Here is a 12,937-nt window from a genome sequence, read left to right as displayed (position 1 = left end):
GGGGAAGGGTTCCAACCTATGGCAGAGCCCATCCCCTCCCCTAGCCCTCCCGCAAGGGGGAGGGGAACGGTTATCGCAGCACCGACCGCCCGGCGTACACCGCCGCGTCGCCCAGCTCTTCCTCGATGCGGATCAGCTGGTTGTACTTGGCGAGCCGGTCCGAACGCGCCAGCGAGCCGGTCTTGATCTGCCCGCAATTGGTCGCGACCGCGAGGTCGGCGATAGTCGCATCCTCGGTCTCGCCCGAACGGTGCGACATCACCGCGGTGTACGACGCGCGCTGGGCCAGGCTCACGGCCTCCAGCGTCTCGGTCAGCGTGCCGATCTGGTTGACCTTCACTAGCAGCGAATTGGCATAGCCGCCCTCGATGCCGCGCTTCAGGCGCACGGGATTGGTCACGAACAGGTCATCGCCGACCAGCTGGACCTTGCCGCCGAGCGTCTCGGTCAGCGCCTTCCAGCCTTCCCAATCGTCCTCGGCCATGCCGTCCTCGATCGAGAAGATCGGATATTTCGCCACCAGCTCGGCGAGGAACTCGACATTTCCCTGGCTCGAGAGCGTCTTGCTCTCACCAACCATCCGATAGGCGCCGTCCTTGTAATATTCGGTCGCGGCGCAATCGAGCGCGAGCATCACGTCGTCGCCGGGCTTGTACCCCGCTGCCTCGATGCTCGCCATGATGAAGTCCAGCGCCTCGGTGGTGCTGGCGATGTTGGGCGCGAATCCGCCCTCGTCGCCCACGCCGGTCGCCAGCCCCTTTTCGTGGAGCTTCTTCTTGAGCGTGTGGAAGATCTCCGATCCGCAGCGCACCGCCTCGACGATGTTCTCCGCGCCGACGGGCACGATCATGAATTCCTGGAAGTCGATCGGATTGTCGGCATGTTCGCCGCCGTTGATGATGTTCATCATCGGCACCGGCAGCACATGCGCGTTGACGCCGCCGACATAGCGATAGAGCGGCAGCCCGCGCGCGTCGGCGGCCGCCTTGGCCGCGGCCAGGCTCACGCCCAGGATCGCGTTGGCGCCCAGCCGGCCCTTGTTGGGGGTGCCGTCGAGCTCGACCATCGCATGGTCGAGGTCGGCCTGGTCCTCGGCCTCCATGCCGACGACTTCCTCGAAGATCTCGCCGTTGACGGCCTCGACGGCGTCTTCGACGCCCTTGCCGCCCCAGCGCGACTTGTCTCCGTCGCGCTTTTCGACCGCTTCATGGGCACCCGTCGACGCGCCCGAGGGCACTGCGGCGCGGCCGAAGCTGCCGTCCTCGAGCATCACATCGACCTCGACCGTGGGGTTGCCGCGGCTGTCGAGGATCTGGCGGGCATGGATGTCGATGATTGCGGTCACGTAATGGTCTCCCTAACTAAGGGGTTCGGATTGCTCCGGGGCGCGCGCGAGCCTCTAGCCAGTCGCGCGGCCTCGGGCAACGGCGAGGATGGAACCCGGGATCATGGCTGTGGTTCTGATCTGAGCAACGGAAAGGGCTTCGGCATGGCTGACGAGAGCAAGACCACCCAGGCGGGTACGACCAAGGGGACCAATGCATCCGGCGAACAGGTGACGTTCGACGCCGATGCCAAGCTGGAGGCGGATGCCGGCGGCGTCGGCACCGCTGACATCGAATTCGAGCCGGACGACGAGCTGGCGCAGTCCAGGCGCGGCACCAAGCAGACGCTCAAGGACGAGGCGGGCAGGCTCGGCAGCCAGGCTGCCGAACGCGCGCGCGCCTATGCCGGCGAAGGTGTGGAACGCGCGACCGGCGCGCTCGACGAAGTCGCCAACATGATGCGCGGCGCCGCCGACGACGTCGACGCCAAGCTGGGCGAGCAATATGGGCGCTATGCCCGCTCGGCCGCCGACGGCATCGCGGGCTTCGCCGAAAATCTGCGCGGCAAGGACGTCGACGAGCTGATCGACCAGGCCTCCGACTTCGTGCGCAAAAGCCCGGCGATCGCAGTGGGCACCGCGGCGGCGATCGGCTTCGTGCTGGCGCGGCTGATCAAGTCCGGCATCGACGCCTCCGGCGACGGCGCCGACGCGTCCAAAGCCTGATCGGGACGCCGGGGGGTGGAAGAGCCGGGCGCGCAGGAAGAGAGCATCGGCGAGCTGTTCGGCCGGCTGGTCGAGGACGGCAAGGGCTTCGCGCGCGCCGAGCTCGGCTATTATCGCGCCGTCGCAGCCGACAAGCTGGCGCAGGCCAAGGCGGGGCTCATCCTCGCGGGCGTGGCGCTGCTGCTCGCCCTCGCGGGCGCGATCGCGCTGGTCGTGGGGCTGGTGCTGACGCTGGCCGCGCTGATCGGGCCGGGCTGGGCGACTCTGGTCGTCGTGCTGGCGACCCTGCTGGTCGCGGCGCTGCTCGGCTGGCTCGCGTGGCGGCATTTCCAGCGAATGACGGGATCCGGCCAATGACCTCCTCCCCTCGCCTGCTCGCCGCCCAGGCCGATGTCGCTGCCGCCCGTGCGCAGCTCTTCGGGACGCTGGGCGAAGTCCAGCAGCGGCTCAAGCCCTCGACGCTCACGCACAATGCGATCGAGACCGCGACTCAGGGCGTCGCCTCGGCGGCGCGCAAGGGTGCTGAGGCAGTGCGCACGCGGCCCTATGCCGTGGCGGCTTTTGCCGGCGCGGTCGGCCTGGTCATGGCGCGCGGCTGGATCTTCGACATCGTGCGGGGCCGCCGGCGCGGCGATGCAACCGGCGCTCGCACCACGGGTTTGAACAACAACGAAACGAAACGCGCCAGGCACGCGAAGAAAGGAAAGCAAGGATGAGCAACGGCAAGGGTGGCGGCGCCGCCAACCAGAACGGAGCCTCGAATCGCAGCAGCGCGCGCCGGACGGTCGAGGAGCTGGGCGAGAACCCGGTGGCGCTGGTCGCCGGTGGCGTCGCGCTCGGCGTGCTGATCGGCATGCTGGTGCCGCGCGTGGCGAAGGAGCGCGAGCTGCTCGATCCCCTCGGCCGCCAGCTCGCCGACCGGGCCACCGCGGTGGCGCAGGCCGCCAAGGAAGCGGGCAAGCAGGAGATCGACACGCTGCTTCCCGGCAAGGACGCCACCAAGGAACGCGTCTCCGCGCTGTTCGGCAACGTCCTCAACGCAGCCAAGGAAGCGGCGAAGAGCTGAGGCGGGGAGCGGGCGCGCTTCCGTCCTCCGTCCCGCAAACAGCACCGTCACCCCCGCGGAGGCGGGGGCCCAGGAATCACAGGCGATGTCGTGGGTGACTCTGGGTCCCCGCCTTCGCGGGGATGACGGTAGTCAGCGCCGGAACGACGCACTCGCCCCCTCCGGCGTACTTCGGGGTTGAGCCCACAGCGGGCCTGACGTTAAGGGCAGCCCAACGCTCTTCCCAGGAGTAGACATGAGCAAATTGCACCTCGTCTTCGGCGGCCGCGTGACCGATCCGCAGACGCTCGACTTCCAGGACCCGTCGCAACTCGACGTGGTCGGCATCTTCCCCGACTTCGCCAGCGCCGAAAAGGCGTGGCGCGCCGCGGCGCAGCGCACCGTGGACGACGCCGAGATGAAGTACGTGGTGGTCCACCTGCACCGCCTGCTCGAGCCCGAGCTGGGCTGAACTTGACTGTCACCCCCGCGAAGGCGGGGGCCCAGGAATCACGAGCGACGTCCTCCGTGGCTCCGGTCCCCGCCTTCGCGCGGATGGCGAGTTGTCGTCAGGCCTTCCGCCAGTGCCAGCGCAGGAGCGGCCTGGCGAGCAGCAGCCCGGCGATGAAGCCGCCGATATGCGCCCAGGCCGCCACCGCGAGCCCCGCGCCCAGGAAGGCGAACGCAACCAGCAGGTTGATCACGATCCACGCGGCAGCGAGCCACAGCACGTGCACCACCTGCGCAGGGATCGGCCCGATCGCCTTGGCACGCGAGCGGCCGAAGAGCAGCGAATAGGCGCCGACCACCGCTGACGCCGCGCCGCTCGCCCCCACCATCGGCGTCACCGATTGCGGATCGGGCAGCCACTGCGCGAAGGCCGCGGCATAGGCGCCGACCACGTAGAGGATCACGATGCCCAGCGGCCCTACGGCGCGCTCGGCCTGCCGGCCAGTGAAGCCCAGCATCACCATGTTCATCGCCAGGTGGAGCACGCCCGCGTGGAGCAAGGTGCAGCTCAGCGGCGTGAGCCACGTCGGCACCGCCGCGAAATCGGTGGGAAGCCCGCTCGCCCGCGCGGGGATGAAGCCGCCGCGCATGCTCGCCTGATACAGGCCGAAATAGAAGGTGACGGCAAGGCTCACCGCCGCCGTCACCAGCACGATCACGCCCGTCGCCGTAACGCGGCGCATCGCCGTCAGATGAATTCGATCTGCGAGACCAGGTAATAACGGTCGCCGGCGGGGACCGAGACCTCGACCTCGTCGTCGACCTTGCGGCCGATCAGCGCACGGCCGAGCGGCGAGTTGTACGAGATGCGGCCCTTGCTGGCATCCGCCTCGGTTTGCCCCACGATCTGGTAGCGGATCGGCTTGTCGTCCTCATCGAGCAGCGTCACCGTCGCGCCGAACACGATCTTGTCGCCCGAAAGCTCGCGCGGATCGATGATCTGGGCGCGGCTGAGCTTGTCCTCGATGTCGGCGATCGACGCCTCGATCTGGCCCTGGCGCTCCTTGGCGGCATGATATTCGGCGTTTTCCGAAAGATCGCCATGCGCGCGCGCTTCCTCGATCGCATCCACGATCTGCGGACGCTCGGCTTTCAGGCGTTTCAGCTCCTCGTTGAGCTTCTCATAGCCTTCCTGCAGCATCGGCATCTTTTCGACCGTCGCCATAACTCAGCCGTCCTTCGTAAAACGCCCCCAAGATCAGCCGCCTCCGAAGGAGACGCCCGCACATCAATACCGATTGGGGAGATCAATTGTGCGAATGCGAATTGTAAGGTTCCGCCGGGCAAACTTCAAGCGGCGTCGGGAGGGCACGTCGGCGCCCTCCCCCTTGCCTCAGCGCTCGGCGTAGAAAGCCTGGAGCGGCTTCACGTCGAGCGTACTCTTGCCCAGCGCCTCGATCGCCCGCGCCGCGGCGACGCTCGCCTGCGCGGTCGTGAAATAGGGGATCTTGAGCCCCAGCGCCGATCGGCGGATGTCCGACGAGTCCTTGAGCGACTGCCAGCCTTCGGTGGTGTTGAAGATGATCGCGATCTCGCCGTCGACGATGCGGTCGACGATGTGCGGCCGCCCCTGCGCCACCTTGTTGACGCGCTCCACCGTCAGCCCCTGCTCGGTCAGATAGTCCGCGGTGCCCCCGGTCGCGACGATGGTGAAGCCCATCTCCGCCATCAGCTTCACGCCCGGCATGATCACCGGCTTGTCGGTGTCCTTGACGCTCACGAACAGCGTGCCGCCGCTCGGCAGCGTCACGCCCGCGCCCATCTGAGCCTTGGCAAAGGAAGTGGCGAAATCGCTATCGATACCCATCACTTCGCCAGTGCTCTTCATCTCGGGTGAGAGCACCGGATCGACGCCGGGGAAGCGATTGAACGGGAAGACGGCTTCCTTGACTGCGATATAGTCGATGTCGCGATCGATCCTGGGCAGGTCCTTCAGCTTCTCGCCCGCCATCACGCGGCTCGCGATCTTGGCGATGGGGGCGCCGATCGCCTTGGCGACGAAGGGCACAGTCCGCGAAGCGCGCGGATTGACCTCGATGAGGTAGACCACGCCGTCCTTGACCGCGAACTGGATGTTCATCAGCCCCTTGACCTTGAGCGCGCGCGCCAGCGCCTGGGTCTGGCGCTCGATCTCGGCGACGATCTCGGCCGGCAGGCTATAGGGCGGGATCGAGCAGGCGCTGTCGCCCGAATGGACCCCCGCCTCCTCGATATGCTGGAGCACGCCCGCGACGACCACATCGTCGCCATCGGCGATCGCATCGACATCCACTTCGATCGCGTCGCGCAGATACTGGTCGATCAGCACCGGCGAGTCGCCCGAGACCTGCACCGCGGTCTGGATATAGTCGTCGAGCTGCTGGACGGTGTCGACGATCTCCATCGCCCGGCCGCCGAGCACATAGCTCGGCCGCATCAGCACCGGATATCCGATCCGCTCGGCCACTGCGACTGCCTCGTCGCGGCTGCGCGCGAGGCCGTTGGCGGGCTGCTTGAGCCCCAGCTTGGCGACGAGGTTGGCGAAGCGCTCGCGGTCCTCAGCCAGGTCGATCGCGTCGGGCGAAGTGCCGAGGATCGGGATCCCCGCCTCCTCCAGCGCCTTGGCGAGGTTGAGCGGCGTCTGCCCGCCGAACTGGACGATCACGCCGACGAGCTCGCCCTTCTGCTGCTCGACATGCAGGATCTCGAGCACGTCCTCGGCGGTCAGCGGCTCGAAATAGAGCCGGTCGCTCGTGTCATAGTCGGTGCTCACCGTTTCGGGATTGCAGTTGACCATGATCGTCTCATAGCCCGCGTCCGCCAGCGAGAAGCAGGCGTGGCAGCAGCAATAGTCGAACTCGATCCCCTGTCCGATGCGGTTCGGCCCGCCGCCCAGGATCACGATCTTCCTGCGCCCGCTCGGCTGGCTCTCGTCCTCGGGCTCGCCGAAGCTCGGCGCCTCATAGGTCGAGTACATGTACGGCGTCTTGGCCTCGAACTCGGCCGCGCAGGTGTCGATCCGCTTGAACACCGGCCGCACGCCCAGCTTGTGGCGATGCTTGCGCACCTCGGCTTCGGTCACCCCGCCGGTCATCGCATGGACCACGTCGTGGACCAGCCCCGATCCGCGCGCGATCGGCCGCTCCATCTCCTTGTGGAGATTGGCCGACTTGAGCGCCAAATACGCCAAACGCTTGTCGCTGAAGCCCATCGCCTTGAGCTTGCGCATACCCGCGGCGTCCTGCGGCAGGCCCTGGCGGCACACCCGCTCCTCGGCCTCGATGATCTCGGCGATGCGCTCGATGAACCAGGGGTCGTATTGCGCGATCGCGCAGACCTCGGCGACGGTGAAGCCCTCGCGCAGTGCCTGCGCCGCGATCAGCAGCCGTTCGGGCGAGCGGATGGCAAGCGCCGCCTCGATATCGGCGCGCGGCGCGCCGACCAGCCGGTCGACCTGGTTGAACCCCGAAAGCCCGGTCTCAAGGCCCCGCAGCGCCTTCTGCAGGCTCTCGTGGATCGAGCGGCCGATCGCCATCACTTCGCCCACCGACTTCATCGCGGTGCCCAAAGTCGCCTCGGCGCCCTTGAACTTCTCGAAGGCGAAGCGGGGGATCTTGGTGACGATATAGTCGATCGTCGGCTCGAACGACGCGGGCGTGGCGCCGGTGATGTCGTTGGTGATCTCGTCGAGCGTGTAGCCCACCGCCAGCTTGGCCGCGACCTTGGCGATCGGGAAACCGGTCGCCTTGGACGCGAGCGCCGACGAGCGGCTCACGCGCGGGTTCATCTCGATCACGATCAGCCGGCCATCCTTCGGATTGACCGCGAACTGCACGTTCGAACCACCTGTTTCGACGCCGATTTCCCGGAGCACCGCGATCGATGCGTTGCGCATGATCTGGTATTCCTTGTCGGTCAGCGTCAGCGCCGGCGCGACGGTGATCGAGTCGCCGGTGTGCGTGCCCATCGCGTCGACATTCTCGATCGAGCAGATGATGATGGCGTTGTCGGCGCGGTCGCGCACGACTTCCATCTCATATTCCTTCCAGCCGAGCAGCGATTCCTCGATCAGCACTTCGTTAGTCGGCGACAGGTCGAGCCCGTTGCGGACGATCGAGAGGAATTCCTCGCGGTTGTAGGCGATGCCGCCGCCGGTACCGCCCAGCGTAAAGCTGGGGCGGATGATCGCGGGGAGGCCCACTTTCTCAAGCCCCTCGAGCGCCTCGGCCTCGGTGTGCGCGATCGCCGAGCGGGCGCTCTCGAGCCCGATCTTGTCCATCGCCGCCTTGAACTTCTGGCGGTCCTCTGCCTTGTCGATCGCCTCGGCATTGGCGCCGATCATCGTCACGCCGAACTTCTCGAGCGTGCCGTCCTGCGCCAGCGCCAGCGCGGTGTTGAGCGCGGTCTGCCCGCCCATCGTCGGCAGCACCACGTCGGGGCGCTCCTTCTCGATGATCTTCGCGACGATCGCGGGCGTGATCGGCTCGACATAGGTCGCATCGGCCAGTTCGGGATCGGTCATGATCGTCGCCGGGTTCGAATTGACCAGGACGATGCGATAGCCCTCTTCCTTGAGCGCCTTGATCGCCTGCGTGCCCGAATAGTCGAACTCGCACGCCTGGCCGATGACGATCGGACCGGCGCCGATGACGAGGATGGAGGAGATGTCGGTGCGTTTGGGCATTAGTTCTGGCTCACCGGCTTGCCGTCCGCGTCGACGGACTTACCGTCGGGGCCGAGCAGTTGCATAGTAAAGTGGCAGGGATTGGCAGCATCGACGTTGCTGATCGCATCAAGACCATCAATCAGGGCCCGAAATCGACCTTCGTCATATGGTCTCGGAGCAAGAACGAGGAGCGTATCGCTGGCCTCTTTGCGTATGTCGGCCCAACCGGCGTCGCGTGCAATTCGCTCAAGCACCTTCAACGTCTCGTCGTCCGCTTTGAACCGAACAGCGCCAAGGTCAGGATAGAGGTTCGGCTTCCCTATCGCGGTTTCCGCACGATTGGCGCCGCTCAGCTGGCCGAACGCTTCAGGGCTGGCACACGAGACGCAAAGAAGCGCGACCGCAGCCGTTGCGCTCCATGATTTCACCGCATCATCCCCACGAACCGCTCGAACAGATACAGGCTGTCCTGCGGCCCCGGGCTGGCCTCGGGGTGGTATTGCACCGCGAACACCGGCTTGTCGGTCAGCTCGAACCCGCAGTTCGACCCGTCGAACAGCGACACATGCGTCTCGCGCGCGTTCGCGGGCAGCGTCTCGCTCAGCACCGCGAAGCCGTGGTTCATGCTGGTGATCTCGACCGCGCCGTCCTCGATCCGCTTGACCGGGTGGTTGGCGCCGCGGTGCCCCTGGAACATCTTGCTCGTCTGCGCGCCGACCGCGAGCGCGAGCAGCTGGTGGCCCAGACAGATGCCGAACACCGGCTTGCCGCTGTCGATCATCTCGCGGATCACCGGCACGGCATATTCGCCGGTCGCGGCGGGATCGCCGGGACCGTTCGAGAGGAAGAAGCCGTCCGGATTGAACGCCATCGCCTGCTCGAAGGTCGCGTTCGCCGGCAGCACCGTCACATCGGCGCCTGCGCGGACGAGGTTGCGAAAGATGTTGCGCTTCGAGCCGTAATCGATCGCCACGACATGCGGTCGCCCGCTGTCGCCCGCGCTGGTGTCATAGCCCGCACCGAGCCGCCACACCCCGTCCTTCCAGCCGAAATGCGTCTCGCACGATACCGTGATCGCCAGGTCCATGCCTTCCAGCCCCGGCCATTCCTGCGCCATCTTGAGCAGCAGCGGAATGTCGAACTTGCCGTCCTGCGAATGCGCGATCACGCCGTTGGGCGCCCCGCCCAGCCGGATGCGGCGGGTGAGCGCGCGCGTGTCGATGCCCGAAAGCCCGATGCGCTCGTGCTTGCGCATCCACTCGTCGAGCCGCTCGACCGCGCGGAAGTTGCTCGGCTCGGTCACGTCCTCGCGGACGATCATGCCCAGCGCGTGCGGGTCGTCGGCCTCGATATCCTCGGCATTGGCGCCGACATTGCCGATGTGAGGAAAAGTGAAGTTGATGATCTGACCGGCGAAGCTCGGATCGGTCATGATCTCCTGATAGCCGGTCATCGCGGTGTGGAAGCACACTTCGCCAACAGCCTGCCCCTCGGCGCCGAAGCCCCTGCCCCACACCACATCGCCTGATGCAAGCACCAATACGCCGGTAGCTCCTTCGGGCGCTGGACTGGACGCGTGCAGGGGTTTGGCGTCGGCCATTTTGGGCGGGCACTCCTTGGGGTTGCTGCGATGTCGCTAAGGCCCGCCCGCTAGACCCCGCAGCCGGTTGCGTCAATCTGTTAATCCGGAAAGGGTGCGGCTATCCTCCCCGGCTTTCCGATCAAATGAGAGATGAGATGATTCGCGACGATATCAAGGCCGCGCAGATCGCCGCCATGAAGGCCGGCGACAAGACGAGCCGTGCAGCCATCAGCCTGATCCAGAGCGCGATCAAGAACCGGGACATCGAAGCCCGCACCGGCGGCGCCCCCGCCGACGACGACGCGCTGGTGGTCGAAGTGCTGCAGAAGATGGTCAAGCAGCGCCGCGAATCGATCGAGATGTACGAGAAGGGCGGTCGCCAGGAGCTCGCCGACGCCGAGCGCGCCGAAGTCGATGTGATCGAGCGCTTCCTGCCGCAGCAGATGAGCGAGGAGGAGACCAAGGCCGCGATCGAGGCGATCAAGGCCGAGCTGGGCGCCTCGGGCATGAAGGACATGGGCCGCGTCATGGCCGAGCTGAAGGCCCGCCACGCGACCACGCTCGACATGAGCAAGGCGAGCGGCCTGGTGAAGGCGGCGCTGGGCTGAGATGAAAAAGGACGGGGACAGCTCTGCGCTTCCCCTCCCGCTTGCGGGAGGGGATCGAGGGGTGGGCCCCCGCTCTCCACGAGCAAACCCGGCGGGGGGAAATCCGTCGAGCTCCGCGCGCTTTCGCCTGGGCCGTCCGACACAGAGAGCCCGCGAACTGCGCAACAATTCCACCGCCGCCGAAGCGCTCCTCTGGTCGAAGCTGCGCAAATCCCAGCTCGCCGGGCTGTTCACTCGCCAGCTCCCCGTGGCGGGCCTTTTCGGCGATTTCGGCTGCCGTAGCGCCCGGCTGATCGTCGAACTCGACGGCAGCCAACATGTCGAAGCCGCCGAAGCCGATGCCGAACGCACCCGCCGCATCGAAGCCGAGGGCTATCGCGTGATCCGCTTCTGGAACAATGATCTGACGAGCAACATGGACGGAGTGCTGCAGGCTATCCTTCTGGCCGCCTTGCCCAGAGGAGAGCGGGGGCCCACCCCCCAGCCCCCTCCCGCAAGCGGGAGGGGGAGCGCAGATGGCGCCCCTATCGCTTCCCCTCCCGCTCGTGGGAGGGGACCGAGGGGTGGGCCCCGGGCATCCGCAAGCGACTCCCGCGAAGAAAAGCAATGAGCCTCACCCCCGCCTTCCTCGACGAGCTCCGCGCCCGCACCCTGCTCTCGGGCCTGATCGCCAAGACCACCAAGCTGCAAAAGGCCGGCCGCGAGTTCCGCGCCTGCTGCCCCTTCCACAACGAGAAGACCCCGTCGTTCTACGTCAACGACGACAAGGGCTTCTATCACTGCTTCGGCTGCGGCGCGCATGGCGATGCGATCCGCTGGCTCACCGACCAGCGCGGACTGCCCTTCATCGATGCGGTCAAGGAACTCGCCCAGGCCGCCGGCATGGACATGCCCGAGCAGGACCGCCGCGCCGCCGAGAAGGCCGAACGCGCCAAGGGACTGCACGAGGCGTGCGACGATGCCGCCAAATGGTTCACCGAGCGGCTGAACGGCATCGAAGGCGCCGAGGCGCGCGCGGTGCTCAGGAAGCGCGGCATCTCGGAGGAGACCGCGCGCAGCTTCGGCCTCGGCTTCGCGCCTGATTCGCGCGGCAAGCTCAAGGAGGCACTGAAGAGCTACGGCGACGCCATGCTCGTCGAAGCCGGCCTGCTCATCGCGGTCGACGACAAGGACCCGTACGACCGCTTCCGCGGTCGCCTCATGATCCCGATCCGCGACGCGCGCGGCCGCACGATCGCGTTCGGCGGCCGCATCATCGGCGACGGCGAGCCCAAGTACCTCAACTCCCCCGAGACCCCGCTCTTCGACAAGGGCCGCACGCTCTACAACCTCGATCGCGCCCAGGCCGCCGCGCGCAAGGCGAACCGCATCATCGCGGTCGAGGGCTATATGGACGTGATCGCGCTCGCCCAGGCCGGCTTCGGCGAGGCAGTCGCCCCGCTCGGCACTGCGCTGACCGAGCACCAGCTCGAGCGACTGTGGCGCATGGCCGAGGTCCCCCTGCTCTGCTTCGACGGCGATGCCGCCGGCCAGAAGGCCGCGCTCAGGGCCGCCCACCGCGCGCTCCCGATGCTCCAGCCGGGCCGCAGCCTCGCCTTCGTGACGCTGCCCGATGGCCTCGATCCCGACGATCTGGTGCGCAGCAAGGGTGCGGCGGCGTTCGAGGCGCTGCTCAAGACGCCCCAGCCTCTGGTCGACCGGCTCTGGGCCAGCGAAGTTGCCGCCGAGCCGCTCGACACCCCCGAGCAGCGCGCCGGGCTCAAGCGCCGCCTGGCCGCGCTCGCCGAGAGTATCGCCGATTCCAACGTCAAGCACGAGTATCTCGCAGAGTTCCGCGCCCGCACCGACGCGCATTTCGGCCGCGGCCCACGCGCCTTCGAGCCCCGCGGCCAGCGCGGCCCCGCGCCCGCGCGCGGCAAGCGCGATCGCCGCGGCGTCTGGCAACCTCCCGAGCCCCCGCCCTCCTCCACGGCACGCAGCCTCGGCGCCGCCGGGCTCGACCCCGTGCTCGCCAGGGCGGTGCTCGCCGGGCTGATCCGCCACCCCGCCGAGATCGCGCGCCACATGGAGATATTGGGGTCGCTCCGCAGCGCCTCGGGCGCGCTCGGCAAGCTGTTCGAGGCAGTCATCGACGTGGCGCTCGAGGACCGGCAGCTTGATAGCGGCAAAGTGCTTACCATATTGGCGCGGTCTGGTTTCGATCAGATGGCAGGCGATCTGCTGCGGGCCGATACGCTGCCCTTCTCCTTCACGCGGTCCAGGGCCGATGCGGAGAAGGCGCGCGAGGACCTGGGCGAAGCGATTGCGGTGATGGTGGCGTTACCCGCGGTAGACGCGGCGCTCGCCGAAGCCACAATAGGGGCGGATGCCAATGATGCGGCTTTTGCTCGGCAACAGGCGTTGATGCAGCAGCGGCGGGCACTTGGTGAGCGCCTCGCGAATCTGATGCTTGCGGACGAAGACGATTTGGACGAATAGGGCGGCGTATAATAGCCGC

General features: G+C 67.2%; 14 protein-coding genes. 8 read left to right on the top strand and 6 right to left on the bottom strand.

Annotated elements, in window-relative coordinates; all coding sequences use genetic code 11:
- Positions 1-70: 70 nt before the first annotated feature.
- Positions 71-1,345 carry a phosphopyruvate hydratase gene (eno, locus tag J7500_RS08610; protein WP_294061301.1) on the bottom strand — a complete coding sequence of 425 codons (1,275 nt, stop codon included), beginning with the start codon at positions 1,343-1,345 and terminating at the stop codon, positions 71-73.
- A gap of 144 nt (positions 1,346-1,489) precedes the next feature.
- On the opposite strand from eno, the gene J7500_RS08605 reads away from it, so the two are divergent.
- The 5 genes from J7500_RS08605 to J7500_RS08585 all read left to right on the top strand — a co-directional run bounded on the left by J7500_RS08605 (position 1,490) and on the right by J7500_RS08585 (position 3,567).
- Positions 1,490-2,050 carry a hypothetical protein gene (locus J7500_RS08605; RefSeq protein WP_294061300.1) on the top strand — a complete coding sequence of 187 codons (561 nt, stop codon included), beginning with the start codon at positions 1,490-1,492 and terminating at the stop codon, positions 2,048-2,050.
- Between the two features lie 15 nt (positions 2,051-2,065).
- Positions 2,066-2,407, top strand: a complete 342-nt coding sequence (locus J7500_RS08600) for a phage holin family protein (RefSeq protein WP_294061299.1) — start codon at positions 2,066-2,068, stop codon at positions 2,405-2,407.
- Positions 2,404-2,766 carry a hypothetical protein gene (locus J7500_RS08595; RefSeq protein WP_294061298.1) on the top strand — a complete coding sequence of 121 codons (363 nt, stop codon included), beginning with the start codon at positions 2,404-2,406 and terminating at the stop codon, positions 2,764-2,766. The genes J7500_RS08600 and J7500_RS08595 overlap by 4 nt, the downstream gene beginning before the upstream one ends.
- A complete protein-coding gene (locus tag J7500_RS08590) occupies positions 2,763-3,116 on the top strand; it encodes a hypothetical protein (protein WP_294061297.1) in 354 nt (117 codons plus the stop codon). The genes J7500_RS08595 and J7500_RS08590 overlap by 4 nt, the downstream gene beginning before the upstream one ends.
- A gap of 235 nt (positions 3,117-3,351) precedes the next feature.
- Complete coding sequence (locus J7500_RS08585) at positions 3,352-3,567, top strand: DUF4170 domain-containing protein (RefSeq protein WP_294061296.1); 216 nt, start codon at positions 3,352-3,354, stop codon at positions 3,565-3,567.
- Positions 3,568-3,664: 97 nt separating this feature from the next.
- Here J7500_RS08585 and J7500_RS08580 read toward each other — a convergent pair whose 3' ends face one another.
- The 5 genes from J7500_RS08580 to carA form a co-directional block, all read right to left on the bottom strand.
- Positions 3,665-4,288 (bottom strand): rhomboid family intramembrane serine protease, encoded by a 624-nt coding sequence (locus J7500_RS08580; protein ID WP_294061295.1) that lies wholly within the window; start codon positions 4,286-4,288, stop codon positions 3,665-3,667.
- Positions 4,289-4,293: 5 nt separating this feature from the next.
- On the bottom strand, positions 4,294-4,770 hold the full coding sequence (gene greA, locus J7500_RS08575) for a transcription elongation factor GreA (RefSeq protein WP_294061294.1): 477 nt from the start codon (positions 4,768-4,770) through the stop codon (positions 4,294-4,296).
- A 168-nt stretch (positions 4,771-4,938) separates the two neighbouring features.
- Entirely contained in the window at positions 4,939-8,268 is a 3,330-nt protein-coding gene (gene carB / locus J7500_RS08570) for a carbamoyl-phosphate synthase large subunit (protein ID WP_294061293.1), read from the bottom strand.
- On the bottom strand, positions 8,268-8,678 hold the full coding sequence (locus J7500_RS08565; protein WP_294061292.1) for a hypothetical protein: 411 nt from the start codon (positions 8,676-8,678) through the stop codon (positions 8,268-8,270). Before J7500_RS08565 ends, carB begins: the two co-directional genes overlap by 1 nt.
- Positions 8,675-9,850 carry a glutamine-hydrolyzing carbamoyl-phosphate synthase small subunit gene (gene carA / locus J7500_RS08560; protein WP_294061291.1) on the bottom strand — a complete coding sequence of 392 codons (1,176 nt, stop codon included), beginning with the start codon at positions 9,848-9,850 and terminating at the stop codon, positions 8,675-8,677. The genes J7500_RS08565 and carA overlap by 4 nt, the downstream gene beginning before the upstream one ends.
- A 137-nt stretch (positions 9,851-9,987) precedes the next feature.
- Here carA and J7500_RS08555 point away from each other — a divergent pair, with 137 nt between their 5' ends.
- The 3 genes from J7500_RS08555 to dnaG are packed head-to-tail and all read left to right on the top strand — an operon-like array spanning position 9,988 to position 12,918.
- Positions 9,988-10,440 carry a GatB/YqeY domain-containing protein gene (locus tag J7500_RS08555; RefSeq protein WP_294061290.1) on the top strand — a complete coding sequence of 151 codons (453 nt, stop codon included), beginning with the start codon at positions 9,988-9,990 and terminating at the stop codon, positions 10,438-10,440.
- Position 10,441: 1 nt separating this feature from the next.
- A complete protein-coding gene (locus tag J7500_RS08550; RefSeq protein WP_294061289.1) occupies positions 10,442-11,050 on the top strand; it encodes an endonuclease domain-containing protein in 609 nt (202 codons plus the stop codon).
- Positions 11,047-12,918 carry a DNA primase gene (dnaG, locus tag J7500_RS08545; protein WP_294061288.1) on the top strand — a complete coding sequence of 624 codons (1,872 nt, stop codon included), beginning with the start codon at positions 11,047-11,049 and terminating at the stop codon, positions 12,916-12,918. The genes J7500_RS08550 and dnaG overlap by 4 nt, the downstream gene beginning before the upstream one ends.
- Positions 12,919-12,937: the final 19 nt, after the last annotated feature.

It is taken from the genome of Sphingomonas sp. (assembly GCF_017744835.1).
Classification (GTDB): Bacteria; Pseudomonadota; Alphaproteobacteria; order Sphingomonadales; family Sphingomonadaceae; genus Sphingomonas.
Note: the sequence above shows the minus strand (reverse complement) of the source record. Positions and strands in the feature narration are given on the sequence as shown.

Coding starts and splice junctions, on each gene's coding strand:
- J7500_RS08555 (WP_294061290.1), top strand. CDS start 9,988: ATGATTCGCGACGATATCAAGGCCGCGCAGATCGCCGCCATGAAGGCC.
- J7500_RS08590 (WP_294061297.1), top strand. CDS start 2,763: ATGAGCAACGGCAAGGGTGGCGGCGCCGCCAACCAGAACGGAGCCTCG.
- J7500_RS08595 (WP_294061298.1), top strand. CDS start 2,404: ATGACCTCCTCCCCTCGCCTGCTCGCCGCCCAGGCCGATGTCGCTGCC.
- greA (WP_294061294.1), bottom strand. CDS start 4,770: ATGGCGACGGTCGAAAAGATGCCGATGCTGCAGGAAGGCTATGAGAAG.
- dnaG (WP_294061288.1), top strand. CDS start 11,047: ATGAGCCTCACCCCCGCCTTCCTCGACGAGCTCCGCGCCCGCACCCTG.
- J7500_RS08580 (WP_294061295.1), bottom strand. CDS start 4,288: ATGCGCCGCGTTACGGCGACGGGCGTGATCGTGCTGGTGACGGCGGCG.
- carA (WP_294061291.1), bottom strand. CDS start 9,850: ATGGCCGACGCCAAACCCCTGCACGCGTCCAGTCCAGCGCCCGAAGGA.
- J7500_RS08605 (WP_294061300.1), top strand. CDS start 1,490: ATGGCTGACGAGAGCAAGACCACCCAGGCGGGTACGACCAAGGGGACC.
- J7500_RS08585 (WP_294061296.1), top strand. CDS start 3,352: ATGAGCAAATTGCACCTCGTCTTCGGCGGCCGCGTGACCGATCCGCAG.
- J7500_RS08550 (WP_294061289.1), top strand. CDS start 10,442: ATGAAAAAGGACGGGGACAGCTCTGCGCTTCCCCTCCCGCTTGCGGGA.
- carB (WP_294061293.1), bottom strand. CDS start 8,268: ATGCCCAAACGCACCGACATCTCCTCCATCCTCGTCATCGGCGCCGGT.